Source organism: Streptomyces sp. NPDC006463, assembly GCF_042870715.1.
Classification (GTDB): Bacteria; Actinomycetota; Actinomycetes; order Streptomycetales; family Streptomycetaceae; genus Streptomyces.
On sequence record NZ_JBIAHP010000007.1, the window covers coordinates 83345 to 104055 of the forward strand.

Below are 20711 nucleotides of genomic sequence, written 5' to 3' on the forward strand. Positions count from 1 at the left end.
ACTTTCGGTTTTGTGGATGTGAGGATCTTGAAAAGCAGCTTCGCGGTGGTGGAGAGACGGGCCGAGCACACGGTCAAGTTCTTCTACTCCCACCTGTTCTGGCACAACCCCGGAGTCCGTGAGCTCTTCCCGGCCTCCTTCGAGGAAATGGAGAGACAGCGGGACCGGCTCTTCGCCGCACTCACCCACGTGATCGCCCATCTGGAGAACGAGACCCTCGTCCCCTATCTCCACGAGCTGGGCCGCGACCACCGCAAGTTCCAGGCCCGCCCCGAGCACTACGCGGCCGTGGGCGAAAGCCTGCTCGCCGCCCTCGCCGCGACCTCCGGATCGGCGTGGACCCCGGCGGTGGAGAAGGCCTGGAGCGAGGCGTACCAGGTGGTAGCCGACACGATGACGGCCGGCGCCGCCGCGGCCAAGGACCCGCCCTGGTGGGACGCGGAGGTCGTGCGCCACCTCCAGTACGGGCAGGACATCGGCGTGCTGACCCTGGAGCCGCACGCCCCCTTCCCCTATGTACCCGGCCAGTACACGAGCGTGAGCTGCGAGCGGGTCCCGAAGACCTGGCGCACGTACTCCATCGGCAACGCACCCCGCCCCGACGGCACCCTGGACCTGCACGTCAGCCGGATCCAGCGGGGGCGGGTCAGCACCGCCCTGGTCCGCGACGTCCAGCCGGGCGAGCGCCTGCGGCTCGCCGCCGCCGGCGGGCAGCTGACCTTCCGCCGCGCGGACCGCCCGGCCAGCTTCATAGCCGCCGGGACCGGCTGGGCGCCGGTCCGGGCCATGCTGGAGGATCTCGGGAAGCACCCGCCCGAACACGACGTGCGGCTCTTCGTGGTCGGGCGGGACCCGGCCCACCTCTACGACCGCCCGCTGATCGACGAGTGGGCCGCCGCCTGCGACTGGCTCGGCGTCACCTACATAACGCCCGCTCCCGGGCGGCACCGCAACCAGGCCACCGACCGGCTGGCCACCGCGCTCAGCAACCGGGCCCTGTGGCCCGACCAGGACGTCTACCTCAGCGGGCCGCCGCCGTTCGTCGAGGAGACCGCGTACCTCCTGGAGGAGCTCGGCGCCCGCCCGGGCCGGATCTTCTACGACTCCGTCCCAGCCGCCGGAAAGGGCCACGGCCCGAACGGCCGCCCGCTGGGGTTCGGGGAATGGTTCCTGAACCGCCCGCCGCCGCACTGGCACGACCCCGCGGGCCGCGCGCCCCGGGCCGACTGAGACGCCATACCGCTGCTGAGGGCTACTCGCCGACGCCCTCGGCCGCACGGATCGCGTCCCGGTAGACGCGGGCCGCCGCGCGCAGCGCGGTCTCGGGGTCGATTCCCTCCGCCTCGGCGCGCGCCGCCAGCTCCAGCAGCTCGTACCCGATGCCCTCGCCGCGAGGTAGTTCGACGGCCACGCCGCCCGTACGGACCCGGCCCGCGAGCTTGGCCGCGAGCGCCAGTCCCGGCTGGCCCACCGGAATCCCGTCCGTGACGGACTCCCGCCGCTTCTCGGCCGCCTTGGTGCGCTGCCAGTGGGCGCTGACGTCCTCCGGGGTCTCGGCCTTCTCGTCGCCGAAGACGTGCGGGTGGCGGTGGATCAGCTTCTCCACCAGGGCCCCGGCCACGTCGTCGATCGAGAACGCCTCGTCGCCGTCCCCGGTGCCCTCCTCCGCGATCCGGGCGTGGAAGACCACCTGGAGCAGGACGTCGCCGAGCTCCTCCCGCAGTTCCTCCCGGTCCCCGTCCTCGATCGCCTCGACCAGCTCGTACGCCTCCTCGATCGCGTACTTGGCCAGCCCCCGGTGGGTCTGCCGCGACGTCCACGGGCATTCGCGCCGCACCCGGTCCATCACCTGGACCAGGTCGAGCAGACGGGCCCCCGGCAGGTCGTACGAACCGGGCAGCAGTTCCAGGTCGGGCATGGAGACCCGGCCCGATCCGGCCAGGCGCGCCAGCCCGTCGGTGAGCCGCTTGTCGCCCTCACCGCTCGGGAGCACCACGACGGTGCGGCCGCCGGCGCAGGCCTCGACCAGCGCGTGCGCCTCCGGGCTCTCGTTGACCACCTCGACACCCGCCTCCCGCAGGTACGGGAGCTGCGGGTGGCCGGGGTCGGCGCAGACCACCCGGTCCGCGGCGTGCAGGGCCTGCCACGCGGGCCAGGACAGCACGCCGGGGGCGACCCGGTGGCTGGTGGTCAGCAGGACGATGCGGCCGGTGGGCTCGGCCGTGGTGGATTCGCAGGGGTCGTGGTCGGTCACCCTCCGAACCTACCTCCGTCCGCCGTCCTGCGACCCGGAGGGGCCCCGGTCGGTGTCAGGCTCCGGCGGGTGCCTGCTCGGGCCGGGTCCGCTGGGTGATCCACGGAGTCTCCCCGGTGCCGAGCTTGATCTGCTGGGCGTTCCAGGCGCCGTAGCGCGGGTTGACCTCGATGCGCAGCGCCTTCGCGGCGGCCCGGGCCGGCTCCTCCAGGTTCCCGTTCCCGTACTTGGCCGCCAGCTTGGTGAGCAGCACGCGGTCCCGGATGAACCGGTCGGCCTGGCCGGGGGCCATGTGGCCCTTCTGCAGGAGCAGCGCCTCGAACTGCTCCGCTCCCTTGTTGTCCTCCACGTACGCCTTGCGCTCGTCCTCGACCTCCTTGGTGGAGACCGTGATTCCCGCCGTCGCGGCCATCTTGTCGATGATCCGGTTCTGGAGGATCGAGTCGAGCCGCTCCCGCTCCAGGTTCGGGGTGCTCGCGATGAGCTCGGCGGCGGCCTGCCCGGTCCGGTTCTGCGCCGCGCGCACGTCGTTGACCTGTGCCTGGAGTGCGGAGGTGGTGATGCGTTCGCCGCCGACGACGGCCGCGGTACCGGGGCGGGCTTCGCCCGAGCAGGCGGCCAGCAGAGGGGCCGCCAGGAGCAGGGCGGCGGAGACGGAGAGCGCTGTGCGACGGTGCAAAGGAGCCTCCAGGGCCGGGAGATTGTGCGTCGGTGCACAAGGGCCGTGCGGTGATCGATGGTATGAGGTCGCGGTGGTCCGGGCCACCTGTTCGGCCAACGATTCCCGAGGTGTCGGGGTGCGCGGTTGTTCGTGTCGGAGTCACTCCGCGGCCACCCTCCGGTCCTCCGGCGCTGCCAAGGTCGGCCCACCATGTCGACACCGCACCGCTCGCCGCACGGCTCACCGCGCCGCCTGAGCCTGCTCGGCTCGGCCCTGGCCGCCCTGCTCACGGTGGTGGCCGTGTGCGCCGGGGACGCCGTGGCCCGCGTCTTCCCGTACGGACCGCGCCACCGCAGCATCAACGACCTCGGCAATCAGTTCGTCCCCTTCCACGCACACCTGTGGGACCTCCTGCACGGCCGCGCGGAGGGCGGACTGCTGTTCAACTGGCAGTCCGGATACGGCACGAGCTTCCTGCCCGACCTCGGGACCTACCTCACCAGCCCGTTCTCCGTCCTGGTCGGGCTCTTCCCGCGCGACGGCATAGACCTCGCGGTGTACGTGGTCACCGTCCTCAAGACGGCGGCCGCGGCGGCGGTGATGACCTGGCTGCTGCGCACGCAGCGCCGCGGGGCCTGGTGGGCGGCGGGGCTGCTCGGGGCCTCGTACGCGCTGTGCGGCTGGTCGGTGATCGAGGCCTCCTACAACCCGATGTGGCTCGACGGGCTGATCGCCTTCCCCCTGCTGTGCCTGACCGGTGAATGGGCCCTGCGCGGGCGGCGGATCGTGGCGGCGGCGCTGGTCGTCGCCGTCTGCTGGACGGCGAACTTCTACACCGCCTACATGGCGACGCTGGGCGCGGCGCTCGTGCTGCTGGTGCGGGTGGTACTGACGCGGGAGGGAGTCCGGACCCGGCTGGCGGTGATCGGGCGGGCGGCCGCGACGACCGTGCTGGGGATCGCCCTCGCGGCGCCGGTCCTGGCCCCCCTGTTCCTCAGCTCCGGGCAGGCCTACCCGGGCTGGGTCAAGGAGTTCAGGCCGGTGTCCTGGGCGGACCTCTTCGCCCGGCTGCTGCCGGCCACGTACTCCTTCTCCTCCCCCGCCGTCTTCCTGGGCACCGGGACGCTGCTGCTGGTGGCCGCGCTCCCCTTCCACCGGGCCGCGGCGCCGCGCACCCGGCTGGCGTGGGCGGGGCTGACGGCGGCCGTGGCGCTCTCCCTCCAGTGGGCGCCGACGCACCTGGCCTGGCACCTGTTCGCGACCCCGAACGGAAGCCCGTACCGGCAGACCTTCGTGCTGGCCGGGATCGCCGTGCTCGCCGCGTGGAGCGGCCTGGCGGCGGGGCTGCCGGGGCCGCGCGCGCTGGCGGCGGGCGCGGGCCTGCTGGCGGCCGCGGCGCTGTGGGCACGCGGGAGCACGCTCACGACGGCCTGGGGGTACGCGCTCTTCAGCGGCGGGCTGGCGCTGGCCGCCGCGGGCTGGTGGGCGCTGCAGCTGCGCCACCGCCGCCTGGCGCTCCCGGCGGCCGCGCTGCTGGCGGCCGTACTCGTCGGGCAGGCCGCCGCGACGACCGCGTACGGGCACAAGGGCAAGCTGGGCGGCCTCGACGACTACCCGTCCTGGTCCTCGGCGCACACCGCGCGCGCCGAGGCCCTGGCCGGCGCCGAGGGCTGGCCGGCGTACCGGACCGACCCGAGCCGGCCGGCCCTGACGGGCAACGACCCGATGCTGCTGGGCGGGGAGGGCGGCGCGTACTACAGCAGCCACACCCCGGACGTGTTCACCCGGACGATGGTGGCGCTGGGCGCGGGCTGGACCTCGCGCGGGCGCAACGTCCAGAGCATCGACAACCCGGTGACGGACGCCGTCTTCGCGGTCGGCGCCCGGCTGCGGCCGGACGGCACGGTCGCCCGCGCCGAGGTGCCTCCGCTGGTCACGACCAGACCGCCGGGCCCTCCCGCCGCCTACGGCGACTCCCCCTTCGCCAACCAGGAACTGCTGCTGGGCGCGCGGGTGTACGAGGAGACGACTGCGCCGGGCATCTGCCGCGCGGGCACCGAGGCCTACCTGTGGGCGCCGGAGTACAACGCGACGGCCCGGCTCGCCGGCGGCCCACCGCTGCGGCTGAACGGCAACGCCCCGCGCAACCGGGCGGCCGTCCAGCCGCTGGGCGTCTCGCGGGGGGAGTCCTCACCGCTGGTCTTCGACCAGGCCGCGCCCGCGCGGTGGGCGCTGTCCTGCCTGGACCGGGGCCGGCTGGCCGCGGCCGTGGACCGGCTGCGCGCCACGGCCGCCACCTCGGTCGTGGTCGGCTCCTCGCGGGTCCGGGCCACGCTTCCGCCGGGCAGCACGGGCACGGCGGTCCTGTCGGTCCCCGCGATCTCGGGGTGGAGCTGCAACGACCGCCCGGCGTCGGCGTATCTGGGCCTGGTCGCGGTCCCGTTGGAGCCCGGCGCCACCCGCCTCGACTGCACCTTCCGCCCCCCGGGTCTCGTCCCGGGCGCGATGGTGGCCGCACTGGCCCTGGCGGGCGTACTGGGCCTTGCCCTCGGGCAGCGGCGTCCGGGGCAGCGGCGTCAGCGGACCTGACCGAGCCAGTGCAGGGTGCGGCGGACCTCGCCCGGGAAGGGGTGGTTCGGGCCGTGCAGGCGCTCCGCGTCGAACAGCAGGCGGGCCAGGGTCTCGTGGGCCGCCTGCCGGTCGCCGAGGGAGAGCAGCAGGTGCGCGATCCGGCGGCGGACCTCCAGGGGGAGTCCCGGGTCCGGGTTGGCGTAGTGGTTCTCGAAGAGCGGCAGCAGCGAGCGGTACTCCGCCAGGGCCGCGGCCGGTTCGCCGAGCTGCTCCAGGCACTGCGCCGAGTCGTAGCGGAAGCGCAGCGACTGGGGGTCGCCGGCCGGGAACTCGTCGGCCAGGCGGCGCAGTTCCGGCAGGGCCCGGCGGTACTGGCCGTCGTCCATCAGCGTGGCGGCGTACTGCTTGCGCAGGGAGCGGACCACCGGCGAGTGCTCGCCGTGCTGGGCGGCGGCGGCCGGCAGGATCCCGCCGAGGATGTCGCCGGCCTGGGTCAGCTGCCCCTGGTCCAGCAGCTTGCGCGCCTCGTCCACGGCGCCGGGGATGTCGGGCTGCGCCGTGGGCGGGGACGTCGGCTGGGGCGGGATCACGGTGGCCCGGTCCGGCCAGGGGGCGTGCGGGCGCAGGAACGGGCGGGTGGGGTTAAGGGGGCCGACGGGGGTGCGGCTGCCGGCGGCGGGCAGCAGCGGCGCGAGGGCCTCGTAGACCTCCTGCGCGGAGGCGGGACGGTCCTGCGGGTCCTTGGCCAGCAGGCGCAGCAGGATCGCCTCCAGCTCCGCAGGGATCTCCGGGCGCTTGGGGCGGACCGGGGCCGGGGGCTCGTACAGGTGGCGGTGGAGCACGCCCAGGGCGGTGGACCCGGCGAAGGGGACGTTTCCGCTGAGGAGTTCGTACAGCAGCACGCCCAGCGCGTAGAGGTCGGTGTACGGGCCCACCGCGCCGCTCATGGCCTGCTCGGGCGCCATGTACGCGGGACTGCCGATCGGGGTGCCGGTACTGGTGAGGCGGGTGGTGTCGGTGTCCATCACCGAGGCCACGCCGAGGTCCAGGACCAGGACGGTGCCGTCCGGGCGGACCATCACGTTGCGCGGCTTCAGGTCGCGGTGGACGATCGGCACCGCGTGCACGGCCGAGAGGACCGAGCACAGTTGCGCGGCGACCGAGACCGCCCACTGCCACGGGTACGGGTCGTGCTGGCCGAGGTGGTCGGCGAGGTCGGTGCCCTCGACGTATCCCATGACCAGGAAGAGCTCGTCGCCGTCGCTGCCCGCGTCGTGCACGGTGACCAGACCGGGGTGGTCCACCTGCGCCGTGACCCGGCACTCGCGCACGAAACGGCGGCGCAGTTCCTCGGCGACGGTGCCGGGGCCCGCGACCTTGTCGGGACGCAGCAATTTCACGGCGACGCGGCGGTCCAGGCGCTTGTCGTACGCCGTCCAGACCTGGCCCATGCCGCCCTGTCCCAGGATGGAGGCCAGCTGGTAGCGGTCTCCGATGAGCCGGTCGGTCACTGATTCGGGTCCTGGATCGCGGTCGTGTTCGGGTCCTGGTAGGGACCGCCGGGCGGCGGGGTCTGCTTGCGCAGCAGTTCGCTGAGCTCGTCGAGTTCGGCGCGGACCTGCCCGATGCGCGGGGGCGGGGTCGGCTGCGGCGGGACCTGCGGGGGCAGGGGCGCCGGGGCGGGAGCCTGCGCGGGCGGGTAGCCGTAGGCGGGGCGGGCGGGCTGCGCCGGCGGGTACCACTGCGCGGACGGGACGGCCGCCCGCTTCTCGTGGTGCCGGATGTCGGCGACGAGGAAGTACACGCACGCCGCGAGGCCGGTGAAGAGGGTGCCGAAGGCTGCGGTGTTGCCCTGCCAGCCGTCGTCGTTGGGGGTCGGGTCGAGGTCGATCAGCACGACCCAGCTGACGGACAGCGCGAAACTGACCGCGAGCAGCGTCCAGTCGCGGGCCGCGCGGGTCACGATCGCGAGTCTCAGCATCGAGCCCCAGGCCAGAAAGCCACAGCTCAGGATCGGCAGCAGCGAGAACAGCACGCGCAGGGTCACCACGGTCCCGGAACTGGGCTGGTGACCATGCTGCGGCGGGTAGCCGGGGCCGTGCATCGGTGCTCCTGACAGGCTGTGTGGAAAGAGATTCAGGGTCTGAGCGTATACAGCGATTCCGGCCATGGTGAGGGGATGGACCCAACCGTTGCACGGTCGCCGCAGAGGGCGGTCCGGACAGCGGGCCGCGGACCCCGGCGGGCGGACCACCACGAACGGGAACGCAAGCCGCGCGGGAGCGGCCGCGGCCCGGGACCCCTCGGTCCCCGGCCGCGGCCGGCCGTGTTCCTACGAGCCGAGGATCGTGGCGAGGAACTCTCCCGTCCACGCCAGCAGTTCCCGGCCGACCAACGGCTTCCCGCCGATCTTGCCGGTCTTCGGGCGCGGGATGAGCACCTGCGAGGTGGCGGGCTTGAGCACGGCCCCCGGGTAGAGCCGCTTCAGGCGCAGCTCCTGCGACTCGCGCAGTTCCACCGGCCCGAAGCGGATGTTGGGGCCCTGCAGGGTGATGTCGGCGACCGAGCACGCACGGGCCAGCATCCGCAGCCCGGCCACCAGCAGCAGGTTCTCCACCGGCTCCGGCAGCTTGCCGTAGCGGTCGGTGAGTTCCTCCCGTACGGCCTTGACGTCCGCCTCGGAGTTCGCCGAGGCGATGGACCGGTACGCCTGCAGGCGCAGCCGCTCGCCGGGCGCGTAGTCGTGCGGGACGTGCGCGTCGACCGGCAGCTCGATCTTGACGTCCAGCGGCGGCTCCTCCTCCGCCCCGCCTTCGACGGCCGCCCGGTAGTCGGCCACGGCCTCGCCGACCATCCGGATGTACAGGTCGAAGCCGACGCCCGCGATGTGACCGGACTGCTCGCCGCCGAGCAGGTTGCCCGCGCCGCGGATCTCCAGGTCCTTCATCGCCACGTACATGCCGGCGCCCATCTCGGTGTGCTGGGCGATCGTCGCGAGCCGCTCGTGCGCGGTCTCGGTCAGCGGCTTCTCCGGCGGGTACAGGAAGTACGCGTACCCGCGCTCGCGGCCCCGGCCCACACGCCCGCGCAGCTGGTGCAGCTGGGAGAGGCCGAAGTTGTCGCCCCGCTCCACGATCAGGGTGTTGGCGTTGGAGATGTCGATGCCGGACTCGACGATCGTGGTCGACACCAGCACGTCGAACTTCTTCTCCCAGAAGTCCACGACGACCTGTTCCAGGGCCTGTTCGGACATCTGGCCGTGCGCGGTCGCGATCCGCGCCTCGGGCACGATCTCACGCAGCTTGGCGGCCGCCCGGTCGATGGACTCGACCCGGTTGTGGATGTAGAAGCACTGGCCCTCGCGCAGCAGTTCACGGCGGACGGCCGCACCGATCTGCTTCTCCTCGTACGGACCGACGAAGGTGAGCACCGGGTGCCGCTCCTCCGGCGGGGTGGTGATCGTCGACATCTCACGGATGCCGGTCACCGCCATCTCCAGGGTGCGCGGGATCGGCGTCGCGGACATGGTGAGCACGTCGACGTTGGCACGCAGCTTCTTCAGCTGCTCCTTGTGCTCGACGCCGAACCGCTGCTCCTCGTCGACGATGACCAGGCCCAGGTCCTTGAACTTCGTCTCCTGCGAGAACAGCCGGTGGGTGCCGATGACCACGTCCACCGATCCCTCGCGCAGACCCTCCAAAGTGGCCTTGGACTCCGCCTCGCCCTGGAACCGGGACAGCGCCTTCACCTTCACGGGGAACTGGCTGTAGCGCTCGGAGAAGGTGCCGAAGTGCTGCTGCACGAGGAGCGTCGTCGGGACGAGGACGGCGACCTGCTTGCCGTCCTGGACCGCCTTGAAAGCGGCGCGCACGGCGATCTCGGTCTTGCCGTAGCCGACGTCGCCGCAGATCAGCCGGTCCATGGGGACCGACTTCTCCATGTCCTCCTTGACCTCGGCGATGGTGGTGAGCTGGTCGGGGGTCTCCGCGTACGGGAAGGCGTCCTCCAGTTCGCGCTGCCAGGGGGTGTCCGGGCCGAAGACGTGGCCCGGGGCCGCCATGCGCGCGCTGTACAGCTTGATGAGGTCGGCGGCGATCTCCTTGACCGCCTTCTTCGCGCGCGCCTTGGTCTTGGTCCAGTCGGCGCCGCCGAGCCGGTGCAGGGTCGGGGCCTCGCCGCCGACGTACTTGGTGACCTGCTCCAGCTGGTCGGTGGGGATGTAGAGGCGGTCGCCGGGCTGGCCGCGCTTGGCGGGGGCGTACTCGACGAGGAGGTACTCGCGGGTCGCGCCCTGGACGGTGCGCTGGACCATCTCGATGTAGCGGCCCACGCCGTGCTGCTCGTGGACGATGTAGTCGCCGGCCTCCAGGGTCAGCGGGTCGATCGTCTTGCGCCGGCGGGTCGGCATCCGGCCCAGGTCCTTGGTGGCGGTGCGCTGCCCGGTGAGGTCGGTCTCGGTGAGGACGGCCAGCTTGAGGGCCGGGTCGACGAAGCCGTTGTCGATCGAGCCGCAGGCGACGTGCACGATGCTCGGCTCCAGCGTGCCCAGGTCCGCCTCCAGGCGGGCCGCGATGCCCTCGCCGCCGAGCACCTCGACGGTGCGGGCGGCCGGGCCGTGGCCCTCGGTGAGGTAAACGGTGTGCCAGCCGTCGGCGATCCAGCCCTTGGTGTCGGCGAGCGCGCGGGCGGTGTCGCCGCGGTAGGCCTCGGGGGCGTGCATGCCGAGCTTCAGCGTGTCGCCGCCGGCCGCCTCTTCGTCCGCGGCGAAGGGGGAGACCGACCACCACATCATGCCGAGCTCGCGGGCGTGGTCGCGTACGTCGGCGATGCCGCGCAGCGAGGCCGCGCCGACGTCGATGGGGGCCTCGCCGCCGCCCGCGGTGGCGGCCCAGGACGCCATCAGGAACTCCTGGCTGGTGGCGACCAGGTCGGCGGCCCGGGTCCGTACCCGCTCGGGGTCGCAGACGACGGCCATCGCCCCGGCGGGCAGGACGTCGATCAGCAGCTCCATGTCGTCGACCAGGACCGGGGCCAGGGACTCCATGCCCTCGACGGCGATCCCCTCGGCGATCTTGTTCAGCAGCTCGCCGAGCTCGGGGTGCTCCTCGGCGAGGGCCGCCGCCCGCTCCCGTACCTCGTCGGTCAGCAGCAGCTCACGGCAGGGCGGTGCCCACAGGCCGTGCTCGGCGATCTCCAGCGACCGCTGGTCGGCGACCTTGAAGTAACGGATCTCCTCGACCTCGTCGCCCCAGAACTCGATGCGCAGCGGGTGTTCCTCGGTGGGCGGGAACACGTCGAGGATGCCGCCGCGCACGGCGAACTCGCCGCGCTTCTCGACGAGCTCCACGCGCGCGTACGCGGCCGCCGCCAGCGCCTGCGTCACGTCGCCGAGGTCGGCGCTCTGCCCCTGCCGCAGGGCCACCGGCACCAGATCACCGAGCCCCTTGACCTGCGGCTGGAGCACGGAGCGGATCGGCGCGACGACGACGGAGACGGGCCCTGCGGCCGGGTCGTCCTTGCTCGGGTGCGCGAGGCGGCGCAGTACGGCGATCCGGCGGCCCACGGTGTCGCTGCGCGGGCTGAGCCGCTCGTGCGGGAGCGTCTCCCAGGACGGGTAGTCCACCACCTCGTCGGGCGACGGCATGAGCGAGCGCAGGGCTGCGGCCAGGTCCTCGGCCTCGCGCCCGGTCGCGGTGACCGCGAGGACGGTCCGCCCGGTCTGCCGGGCCAGCGCGGCGATCGCGAAGGGCCGCGCGGCGGCGGGGCCGACCAGGTCCACGTGCATGCGGTTGCCGTCCCCGGCCGCGGTGACCGCCTCGGCGAGGGCGGGATCCCGGGTGACGGCGTCGAGCAGTCCGTGCAGACTCATGTAGAGGCTTTCCATCCGGTGAGGGGGCAACGCGAAGGGCCCGACACGCTCGCGGGCCGGGGGTTCCCACCCTACGACGCCCCCCGGCCCCACGCGCGGGGGATTCGGGTCAGCCGCGGGGGTGACGGAGATGGTTCCTGGCGGGCCGATCTGATTACGCTTGGTCCAGTACTTGGTCCACCCCTGCCCTGGAGACCCCATGGAAGCGGCCCGGCAGTACAACGTCCACGAGGCGAAAACGAACTTCTCCAAGATCCTGGAGGCGGTCGCCACCGGCGAAGAGGTGATCATCAGCAAGGCCGGCGAGCCCGTCGCGAAGGTGGTCCCGCTCGCGGGGAAGGTGCGGCGCACGGATTACGGCTCTCTCGCGGGCCGGATCGAGATCGCCGACGACTTCGACGACCTGCCCGATGGATTCGGCGAGGCGTTCGAGGTCGACGTGTGAAGCTCCTGCTCGACACGCCCGTCGTCCTGTGGTGGATGAACGGGGAGCTTCCCGATGAAACGCGGGAGCTCCTCGCACGTGAGCTCACGGTGTACATGAGCGCCATCACGCCCTGGGAGATCTCCGTGAAGCAGGCCGCGGGCAAACTCACCAGCACCGAGGATCTGGCGATGCAGGCCTGCAACACGCAGTTCCAGGCCCTGCCCGTCGACGCCCACCATGGCGTGCTGGCGGGCAAGCTTCCCCTCCATCACAAGGACCCCTTCGACCGGATACTGATCGCCCAGGCCCAGTCGGAAGGGCTGACCCTCCTCACACACGACAAGTTCATCCCGCTTTACGATGTCCCGGTACTGACCGTCTGAGCTCGCCGCGACGCTTTCCGCCGGAGAGACGCCGACCGGCCGAGGAGCACGAGTCCGTGACGAGCGATGCGATGGCCCGCCCCGCCGTGCCGACGGCCACAGCCGCCGCGAAGGCGGGGAGCCTACGGTGGCCCGGGCCCTGGGCGGTGGCCGCCGGGCTTTTCCTCGTCTACCTCGTACTGTCCGTCGGGCGGTTCCGGCGGATGGAGTGGGCCTCCTGGGACCTGGGCATCTTCGAGCAGGCGATCCGCGCGTACGCGCACCTGCACGAGCCCGTCGCGGATCTGAAGGGGCCCGGGGCCAACATCCTCGGCGACCACTTCAGCCCGGTCATCGCGGCGCTCGCCCCCTTCTACCGGATCTTCCCGGGCCCCGTCACGCTGCTCGTCGCGCAGGCCGCGCTCTTCGCGCTCTCCGCCGTCCCCGTCACCAGGACGGCCGCGCGGTTCCTGGGCCGGCCCCGCGGGCTCGCCGTCGGGATCGCGTACGGGCTGTCCTGGGGGATCCAGCGGGCCGTCGAGTTCGACTTCCACGAGATCGCCTTCGCCGTGCCCCTGCTGGCCTTCGCCCTGGAGGCGGTCCTCGCCCGGCGCTGGCGGGCCGCCCTGCTGTGGGGGCTGCCGCTGCTCCTCGTCAAGGAGGACCTCGGTTTCACCCTCGCCGCCCTGGCCGTGGTCGTCGCCTGGCGGGCCCGGTCCACCGACCGGCGGGCCGCCGCGGTCGCCCTGGGCGTCGCCGCGCTGGCCACCGTCCTGGCCGCCCTGGTGTTCACCGTCGTCATACCGGCCTTCGCCACGGCGGGCTACGGCTACTGGGACAAGATCCACGGCGCGGGCCCCCTCGACGGCTTCGGCACCAAGCTCACCACCCTGGCCTGGGTGCTGATCCCGACCTCCGGGCTGCTGGCCCTGCGCTCACCGCTGCTGCTGGTCGCCGCCCCCACCCTCGGCTGGCGGTTCCTGTCCGGCGACGACCACTACTGGTCCACCGACTGGCACTACAGCGCCGTCCTCATGCCCGTCGTGGCCTTCGCGCTCGTCGACGCGATCGACACCGCCCGGCGCGGTGAGCGGCCCTGGCTGCGCGCGTACGCCCTCCAGCTGCCCACCGCCGTCCTCGCCGCCGGCCTCGCCCTCAGCGTGACCAGCCTGCCGACCGAGAAGCTCGCGCAGGCCCGTACGTACGAGAAGCCCGCCCGGGTCACCGCGATCGAGGAACTCCTCGACCGGATCCCCGACGGGGCGACGGTGGAGGCCGACACCGCGCCGCTGACCCGGCTGACCTCCCGCTGCCGCGTGCTGTGGATCGGCGGCAGCAAGGGCGTCGTCCCCGACTGGATCACCCTCGACAACTCCTCCAAGTGGGCCGGTGAGGACCCGACCGGCTATGCCCGCCAGCTGCACCCCGGCGAGCGGTTCGAGCTCGTGGGCGAGGCCGAGGGCGTCGTCCTGATGCGCCACGAATGACACGGCGCCGGGGGGGGGGGCCCCCCCCCCGGCCCCGGCCCCCCCCCCCCCCCCCCCCCCCCCCCCCCCCCAACCCCCCCCGGCGGGGGGGCCCCCCCCCCGCCCGGGCGGGGGGGCGGGGGGGGGCGGGGCGGGGGGGGGGGGGGGGGGGGGTGGGGTGGGGGGGGGGGGGGGGCCCCCCCCGGCCGGGGGGGGGGGGCCCCCCCCCCCGGGGCCCCCCCCCCGGCGCCTCCCCCGTGCTCCCCCGCTTTCCCCCGTACGAACGCGGCGGCAGGTGACCCCTACTCGCTCGCGATCGCGTTCAGTACGTTCATCCGCCCCGCCCGGAAAGCCGGGACCAGCGCGGCGAACAGGCCCACGAAGGCCGAGGCGGCGAACACCCCGAGGATCGTCGGCCACGGGATCTCCAGCACCTTGAGGCCTTCGAGCGCGAGCAGCTGCTGCGCGGTCGCACCCCAGCCCATGCCCAGCCCGAGGCCGAGCAGGGCGCCGAAGAGGGCGATGACCACCGACTCCAGGCGGATCATGCGGCGCAGCTGGCGGCGGGAGAGGCCGATGGCGCGCATCAGGCCGATCTCGCGGGTCCGCTCGACCACCGACAGGGCCAGGGTGTTCACGACGCCCAGGACCGCGACGATGATGGCGAGGCCGAGGAGCCCGTAGACCATGTTCAGGAGCTGCCCGACCTGGTCCTTGAGCGCCTGCTTGTAGTCGGCCCGGTTGCGCACGTCGTACTGCGGGTACTGCGCCACCGCCGCCTTGACCGCCTTGTACGCGGTGTCGGTCCCTCCGTCCTTCGCGCTGGCCAGCAGCATGAAGGGGAGCGGCATCCGGTCGGCCGGCACGTTCGCCTGGGCGACCGCGGTGCTGACGAACATCATGCCCTTGTCGAAGTTGCCCTCGTCGCTGGTGATCGCCGCGACCTTCAGCTTGACGGTGTTGCCGCCCGTGAAGGCGACCGTCATCTCGTCACCGAGCTTGACGTGGTGCTCGGTGGCGTAGATCGAACCGACCGACATCGAGCCCTTGCCGTACGCCGCCGCCTGCTCGCCGGCGATCATCTTGCGCCGCATGTCCTGGGCGTACGTCGGGTCGGTGGCGCCGATGCCCTCCTCGACGGTGGAGCCGTCGGGGGCGGTGATCTTCGCCTCCACCATGCGGTAGGCGGTGACGTGGTCGAGGTCCTTGACGGCACGCATCGCCTGCTCGGTCTGCGGCATGACCAGCTGCCCGGACTGGGAACCGAGCATGAAGTCGGCGCCGACGGACTTGTCGAGTTCCTCGGTGGCGGAGGCCACCATCGAGGAGCCGACCACCGACAGGCAGGCGACCAGGGCCAGGCCGATCATCAGCGCGGCGGCGGTGGCGCCGGTGCGGCGCGGGTTGCGCAGGGCGTTGCGCTCGGCGAGCCGGCCCACGGACCCGAAGGGCCGCAGCACCACGCCGGAGAGCGCACGCACCACACCCGCGGCGAGCAGCGGGCCGATCACGATGAAGCCGATGAGGGTGAAGACGACGCCAAGGCCCAGCCAGAGCGATCCGGGTCCGGCCTTCTCCGCGGCGCCGGCGAGGTAGAGGCCCGCGCCGCCGATGCCGGTGAGGACCAGGCCGAGGACGGCGCGGACGACGCCGGCCTTCTTGTCCCCCGGGGTGCCGGACTCGCGCAGGGCGGCCATCGGGGACACCTTGCCGGCCCGGCGGGCCGGGATGAAGGCGGCGACCGCGGTGACCTTGATGCCGAGCAGCAGGCCGATGACCGGGGTGGTCCAGGCGACGGTCAGATCATCGGTGGACAGGTGCATGCCCATCTGGCCCATGAGCTCCATCAGGCCGACGGCCAGGCCCACGCCCGCGCCGACGCCCAGCACGGAGCCGACGAAGCCGAGGATGTAGGCCTCCAGGACGACGGACCCCAGGACCTGTCCGCTGTCCGCGCCGATGGCACGCATCAGGCCGATCTCGCGGGTGCGCTGGGCGACCAGCATCGAGAAGGTGTTGAAGATCAGGAAGATGCCGACGAGGAAGGCGATCCCGGCGAAGCCGAGCATCACGTACTTCATGACGTCGAGGAAGGAACCGACGTCCTTGCGGTTGGCGTCCGCGGCTTCCTTGGCGGTCTGCAGCTTGTACGTGTCCGCGCCGACGGCGCTCGCGATGTTCTGCTTGAGCTGCTCGTCGCTCACCCCGTCCTCGGCGGTGACGTTGACGTGCGTGAAGGAGCCGGGGGAACCGAGCAGCGCCTGCTGCGCGGTGGCGGTGTCGAAGTAGACGACGGCCGCACCCGGGTTGGTGACGGTGAAGGCGGCGATACCGGTGATCTCGGCGCGGATGTCACCGGTGACGGCGATGGTGCGCAGTTCGTCGCCGAGCCCCAGGTGGTGCTTGTCCGCGGTGTCGGCGTCGACCATCACCTCGGTGGGGCCGCGCGGCGCCCGGCCGGCGGTGATCTTCATGGACTTGAGCTCGTTGTCGTTCCAGTTGCCCGCGATGGTCGGGGCACCGGTGGTCGAGCCCATGTTCTCGTTCTTGGAGTTGACGACCGTGACGGACGTCGACATGACGGCGCCCTCGGCGCTCTTGACGCCCTCGGCCTTCTTCACCTGCTCGACAGTGGGCCCGGCCAGCGTCTCGGGCTTGCCGCGCTCGGGGGTCTGCTCCCCGCCCTTCGCCTCCTTCGGGCTGACCGTCACATCGGCGCTGGTGACGGCGAACAGCTTGTCGAAGGTGGTGTTCATGGTGTCGGTGAACACCAGGGTGCCGCAGACGAAGGCGACGGAGAGCATGACGGCGACGGCCGAGAGCGCCATCCGTCCCTTGTGCGCGACGAAGTTGCGCCGGGAGGTCTTCAGGACGGTGTTGCTCACGAGGTCCGCCCGCGCGCGTCGAAGTCCTTCATGCGGTCCAGGACCTGCTCGGCCGTGGGCCCGTACATCTCGTCGACGATCTTGCCGTCGGCGAGGAAGATGACCCGGTCCGCGTACGAGGCGGCCACCGGGTCGTGAGTGACCATCACGATGGTCTGGCCGAGCTCGTCCACCGAGCGGCGCAGGAAGCCGAGGACCTCGGCGCCGGCCCGCGAGTCCAGGTTTCCGGTCGGCTCGTCGCCGAAGATGATCTGCGGGCGGGCGGCGAGGGCGCGGGCGACCGCCACGCGCTGCTGCTGGCCGCCGGAGAGCTCGGTCGGGCGGTGCTTCAGGCGCCCGGCCAGGCCGACGGTCTCCACGACCCGGTTCAGCCACTGGGCATCGGGCTTGCGGCCCGCGATGTCCATGGGGAGCGTGATGTTCTCCAGGGCGTTCAGGGTGGGCAGCAGGTTGAAGGCCTGGAAGATGAAGCCGATCCGGTCACGGCGCAGCTGCGTGAGCTTCTTGTCCTTCAGCCCGGTGATCTCGGTGTCGTCGAGGTGGATCTGCCCGCTGGTCACCGTGTCGAGACCGGCGAGGCAGTGCATCAGCGTGGACTTGCCGGAGCCCGAGGGGCCCATGATCGCGGTGAACTGGCCGCGGTGGATGTCCACGTCCACCGTGTCGAGGGCCACGACGCGCGTCTCACCGGAGCCGTAGGCCTTGACGACCTTCCGCGCGCGGGCCGCGACGGCTGCATGCCCCCCGGTGTCCCCGTGCCTGGTTTCGGTCATAGCCGTTGTCACGGTGTTTCTCCTTCTCGTCTTCTGCTTGCGTCGCCGTCGTGAAGTCTGTTGCGCGGCGGGCTCCGGCGCGCTGGTGCCCATCGCCGTATCCGTCCGGGGGTTAACCCCACCCCCCGGGCTCCCGGCCCATGTGAACCAGTTAAGGACGCGCCGCGGCCCGGCTCCTCCTCCGCCGGGACGAAAGACCCCCGGCACCTTGTGCGGAGCGTCCCCTAGGGGTTCTCCGCCGTTCGGGGGACCGGCTCTGGGGGATACCGCCGGATACGGCAGCGGTGAGAAGGTGTTCCCCGCATGTGCGTGCAGGGGGAAGGAATCTTCGTGGGGTCTGGGGAGAGAACGGACGGAAGTCCGGACGGCATAGCCGAGGGGAGCGACGGCCGGTCCGAGGACACGGTTTCGGCCAAAGGCGCGGGGCCCGGCGCGGCAGCGGGGGCCACGGCGGCGGCGCCGGGGCGCCCGCCCGCGCCCGTGGTCGCCTCACTGATGCTCGGCATGGCGCTCGTCGCCCTCGACAGCACCATCGTCTCCACCGCGGTCCCCCAGATCGTGGGCGACATCGGCGGGTTCTCCGTCTTCTCCTGGCTCTTCTCCGGCTACCTGCTGTCCGTCACCGTCACCCTGCCCGTGTACGGCAAGCTGTCCGACACCTTCGGTCGCAAGCCCGTGCTGCTCTTCGGCATCGGGCTCTTCCTCGTGGGCTCGCTGCTGTGCGCGCTCGCCTGGAACATGGCCGCCCTCATCGCCTTCCGGATCATCCAGGGCCTGGGCGGCGGCGCCCTCCAGGGCACCGTCCAGACCCTGGCCGGCGACCTCTACCCGCTCAAGGACCGGCCGAAGATCCAGGCCCGGATGTCGACCGTCTGGGCCACCTCCGCCGTGGCCGGGCCGGCCCTCGGCGGGCTGCTCGCCTCGTACGCGCACTGGCGCTGGATCTTCCTGATCAACCTGCCGCTGGCCGCCCTCGCCCTGTGGATGATCGCCCGTCACCTCACCGAGCCCGTACGGTCCCCCGGCCGCCGGGGCCCGGTCGACTGGGCCGGGGCGCTGGGCATCTTCGCCTGCGGCGGCCTGCTGCTGTTCGCGCTCGTCCAGGGCGGGGTCGCCTGGCCCTGGCTCTCCGCGCCCTCGCTGGGACTGCTGGGCGCCAGCGCCGTGCTGGCCGTGGTGGTGGTCCGGATCGAGCGCCGGGCCGAGGAGCCGATCCTGCCCGGCTGGGTGTGGCGCCGGCGCACCATCGCCGCCGTCAACCTGGCCATGGGGGCGCTCGGCCTGCTGATGGTCGCCCCGATGGTGTTCATGCCCACGTACGCCCAGTCCGTACTCGGGCTCGGGCCCATCAGCGCCGGGCTGGTCATGTCCGTGATGACCCTCAGCTGGCCCATCACCGCCGCGTTCAGCCAGCACGTCTACCGGCGCATCGGCTTCCGGAACACCGCGGCCGTCGGGGTCGCGCTGGCCGCGGTGATCCTGTACTCCTTCACCCTGCTCCCCTATCCCGCCCTGCCCTGGCAGCCCGCGCTGATCATGCTGCTGCTGGGCGGCGCCCTCGGCATCTTCCAGCTCCCGCTGGTCGTCGGGGTCCAGTCCACCGTCGGCTGGGCGGAGCGCGGGACCGCGACGGCCTCGGTGCTGTTCTCCCGCCAGGTCGGCCAGAGCGTCGGCGCCGCGCTGCTGGGGGCCGTCGCCAACGCCACCATCGCCGCCCGGCTGGTGGACGCCCCCATGCCCGGCCTTCCGGACAACCTGGACGACGTGTCCAAGGCCCTGGACCAGCCGGGGCTGCTCCCCCAGGCCGCCGCCGACTACTTGCGGGAGGCCGTGGCCGCCGCCGTGGACCACATCTTCCTCGGCGCGACGGGCGCGGCCGTGGCCTCGCTGCTGGTCCTGCTGCTGGTGGCGCCGAGCAGGTTCCCGGTGCTGCCCGAGCAGAGCGAGGAGTAACGGGCCTCCCCGGCAAGCGACTTGTCATGCCCCGGGCCAACGGGTAAGTGTGGGGCACAACCGTTTCCGGGGGGACGACGACATGGCATCCGCACTCTTCGCACTGGCGTTACTCGCCGCGCTCGCCGGGCCGCTCGCCCTGCGTCTCCGCCACCACCCGGCCTTCATCACCGGACGCGACGGCCGGCTCTCGACCTCCACCGCGCTCGCCCTGGCATGGACGGTGATCCTGGTCTGGCTGCTGCTCACGACCCTCGGCTACGGACTCACCGCGGGCGGCGGCATCGGCTGGTTCCGGGGCGAGCACGGCCCGCTGTCGTCACTGACGACGGTGTACCTGCCGCTGGTCGGGGGCCCGTACGCGGCCATGATCGCCGCGAAGACGGTGGTCGGCATCCGCGTGGAGAACGGCAGCATGACCAAGCCGGCGCCGAAGCCGGCGGCCACGGGCCACCGACCGCTGCGGGAGCTGATCGCGAACGACAGCGGCCGGACCGACCTCGTCGACCTCCAGTACGTCGCGCTCAGCGCGGTCACGATGCTCTACGTCGTCCTGTTCTTCCTCTCCGACGTGGGCGCCGGACTCCCCCGCCTCCCCGACGAGATCTGGGCCCTGACGGGCGCACCGGCGGGGGCGTACCTCGTGAACAAGATGGCCACCCGCGCCAACCCGGTGATCACGGACGTCACCGTCTCCGACGGCCTGCTCACGGTCGAGGGCGGCGGCTTCACCGACCCCCGCCTCACGGTGGCCGACACCACGCTGCCCGCCACCCCGGACCCCGCGACGGGCGCCCTGACGGCCCCGCTGCCGGCCACGACGCAGCCCCCGTTCACGGTGGTGGTCACCTCCCGCGGCCTGCGCAGCGACCCCTACCGCTACGAGGCCCCGGCCGGGGGCTGAGCCCGCACCGCGGCTACGGGAGCTTGTGGCGGGCGTAGTAGCGGGCCACCCGGGCCCGGTTGCCGCAGGCCGACGCCACGCACCAGCGGCGCCTCGGGTGCAGCGGAAGGAACAGCAGGACGCAGTCCTGCGCTTCGCAGCCGCGGACCGACGTCACACGGGGGTCCGTCAGGAACTCCGCTACAGCCTCGGCCAGTTCCGCCGCGAGCCGTCGCGCCGGGTCGGCAGCCCGGTGCGAAGCCGCCGCCAGGCCGGCCTGCGCACTCCAGGCCAGCTCACGGTGGGCGGGCGCCGCGGCCATGGCCTCGTTCAGCGCGCACAGCGCATCGCCCGGCGGCCGCTCCCCGCACCGTACGGCCGCGAGCGCGGGCCGCGCGGCCTCCCGCACGGCCCGTACGGCGGCCACCTCGGCCGCGCCCACGTCCACGACCGGGGTCAGCCGGCCGGCCTGCTCGGCCAGCCATGCCGCGAGACCCGCCGGCCCGGCGACCAGGTCGCTCTCGGCGGTCAGGGTGTTGAGGAGGTCCAGGGCGAGGGGCTCGCCGGTCAGCGGGAAGACCGTCACGCGACTAACGGTACCTCAAGC

At 72.8% G+C, this 20711-nt stretch carries 15 protein-coding genes; 7 read left to right on the forward strand and 8 right to left on the reverse strand.

Features of this window, described 5'->3' with window-relative positions:
• Positions 1 to 45 precede the first annotated feature (45 nt).
• Positions 46 to 1230, forward strand: a complete 1185-nt coding sequence (locus ACFYOB_RS14720) for a globin domain-containing protein (RefSeq protein WP_388559718.1) — start codon at positions 46 to 48, stop codon at positions 1228 to 1230.
• A 22-nt stretch (positions 1231 to 1252) separates the two neighbouring features.
• Here the strand turns inward: ACFYOB_RS14720 and ACFYOB_RS14725 are convergent, their stop codons facing one another.
• On the reverse strand, positions 1253 to 2254 hold the full coding sequence (locus ACFYOB_RS14725; protein ID WP_388559720.1) for a nucleoside triphosphate pyrophosphohydrolase: 1002 nt from the start codon (positions 2252 to 2254) through the stop codon (positions 1253 to 1255).
• Between the two features lie 55 nt (positions 2255 to 2309).
• Positions 2310 to 2933, reverse strand: coding sequence for a SurA N-terminal domain-containing protein (locus ACFYOB_RS14730; RefSeq protein ID WP_388559722.1), 624 nt, complete (start codon positions 2931 to 2933; stop codon positions 2310 to 2312).
• Positions 2934 to 3125: 192 nt separating this feature from the next.
• Here ACFYOB_RS14730 and ACFYOB_RS14735 point away from each other — a divergent pair, with 192 nt between their 5' ends.
• Positions 3126 to 5504: a YfhO family protein gene (locus ACFYOB_RS14735; RefSeq protein WP_388559725.1), complete on the forward strand. Its 2379-nt coding sequence runs from the start codon at positions 3126 to 3128 to the stop codon at positions 5502 to 5504.
• Here the strand turns inward: ACFYOB_RS14735 and ACFYOB_RS14740 are convergent.
• From ACFYOB_RS14740 to mfd, 3 genes are all read right to left on the reverse strand, one after another.
• On the reverse strand, positions 5492 to 6997 hold the full coding sequence (locus ACFYOB_RS14740; protein WP_388559728.1) for a protein kinase: 1506 nt from the start codon (positions 6995 to 6997) through the stop codon (positions 5492 to 5494). The two genes, ACFYOB_RS14735 and ACFYOB_RS14740, sit on opposite strands and share 13 nt — an antisense overlap.
• The gene (locus ACFYOB_RS14745; protein ID WP_388559731.1) at positions 6994 to 7590 is read right to left on the reverse strand and encodes a hypothetical protein; all 597 of its coding nucleotides are present in this window, start codon (positions 7588 to 7590) and stop codon (positions 6994 to 6996) included. The genes ACFYOB_RS14740 and ACFYOB_RS14745 overlap by 4 nt, the downstream gene beginning before the upstream one ends.
• Before the next feature lie 228 nt (positions 7591 to 7818).
• Complete coding sequence (gene mfd / locus ACFYOB_RS14750; protein WP_388559734.1) at positions 7819 to 11355, reverse strand: transcription-repair coupling factor; 3537 nt, start codon at positions 11353 to 11355, stop codon at positions 7819 to 7821.
• A 199-nt stretch (positions 11356 to 11554) separates the two neighbouring features.
• On the opposite strand from mfd, the gene ACFYOB_RS14755 reads away from it, so the two are divergent.
• The 3 genes from ACFYOB_RS14755 to ACFYOB_RS14765 all read left to right on the forward strand — a co-directional run bounded on the left by ACFYOB_RS14755 (position 11555) and on the right by ACFYOB_RS14765 (position 13631).
• Positions 11555 to 11800 carry a type II toxin-antitoxin system Phd/YefM family antitoxin gene (locus ACFYOB_RS14755; protein ID WP_388559737.1) on the forward strand — a complete coding sequence of 82 codons (246 nt, stop codon included), beginning with the start codon at positions 11555 to 11557 and terminating at the stop codon, positions 11798 to 11800.
• The gene (locus ACFYOB_RS14760; protein ID WP_388559740.1) at positions 11797 to 12165 is read left to right on the forward strand and encodes a type II toxin-antitoxin system VapC family toxin; all 369 of its coding nucleotides are present in this window, start codon (positions 11797 to 11799) and stop codon (positions 12163 to 12165) included. Before ACFYOB_RS14755 ends, ACFYOB_RS14760 begins: the two co-directional genes overlap by 4 nt.
• A 71-nt stretch (positions 12166 to 12236) precedes the next feature.
• On the forward strand, positions 12237 to 13631 hold the full coding sequence (locus ACFYOB_RS14765; RefSeq protein ID WP_388560219.1) for a DUF2079 domain-containing protein: 1395 nt from the start codon (positions 12237 to 12239) through the stop codon (positions 13629 to 13631).
• 281 nt (positions 13632 to 13912) lie between these two features.
• Here the strand turns inward: ACFYOB_RS14765 and ACFYOB_RS14770 are convergent, their stop codons facing one another.
• Both ACFYOB_RS14770 and ACFYOB_RS14775 read right to left on the reverse strand, forming a co-directional pair.
• Positions 13913 to 16438 (reverse strand): ABC transporter permease, encoded by a 2526-nt coding sequence (locus ACFYOB_RS14770; protein ID WP_388560221.1) that lies wholly within the window; start codon positions 16436 to 16438, stop codon positions 13913 to 13915.
• Between the two features lie 53 nt (positions 16439 to 16491).
• A complete protein-coding gene (locus ACFYOB_RS14775) occupies positions 16492 to 17268 on the reverse strand; it encodes an ABC transporter ATP-binding protein (RefSeq protein WP_388559742.1) in 777 nt (258 codons plus the stop codon).
• A gap of 330 nt (positions 17269 to 17598) precedes the next feature.
• On the opposite strand from ACFYOB_RS14775, the gene ACFYOB_RS14780 reads away from it, so the two are divergent.
• Together ACFYOB_RS14780 and ACFYOB_RS14785 are read left to right on the forward strand one after the other, a co-directional pair.
• The gene (locus ACFYOB_RS14780; RefSeq protein ID WP_388559745.1) at positions 17599 to 19221 is read left to right on the forward strand and encodes an MFS transporter; all 1623 of its coding nucleotides are present in this window, start codon (positions 17599 to 17601) and stop codon (positions 19219 to 19221) included.
• Positions 19222 to 19303: 82 nt separating this feature from the next.
• Positions 19304 to 20125: a hypothetical protein gene (locus tag ACFYOB_RS14785; RefSeq protein ID WP_388559748.1), complete on the forward strand. Its 822-nt coding sequence runs from the start codon at positions 19304 to 19306 to the stop codon at positions 20123 to 20125.
• 13 nt (positions 20126 to 20138) lie between these two features.
• Here the strand turns inward: ACFYOB_RS14785 and ACFYOB_RS14790 are convergent, their stop codons facing one another.
• Entirely contained in the window at positions 20139 to 20690 is a 552-nt protein-coding gene (locus tag ACFYOB_RS14790) for a CGNR zinc finger domain-containing protein (RefSeq protein WP_388559751.1), read from the reverse strand.
• Between the last annotated feature and the right edge of the window lie 21 nt (positions 20691 to 20711).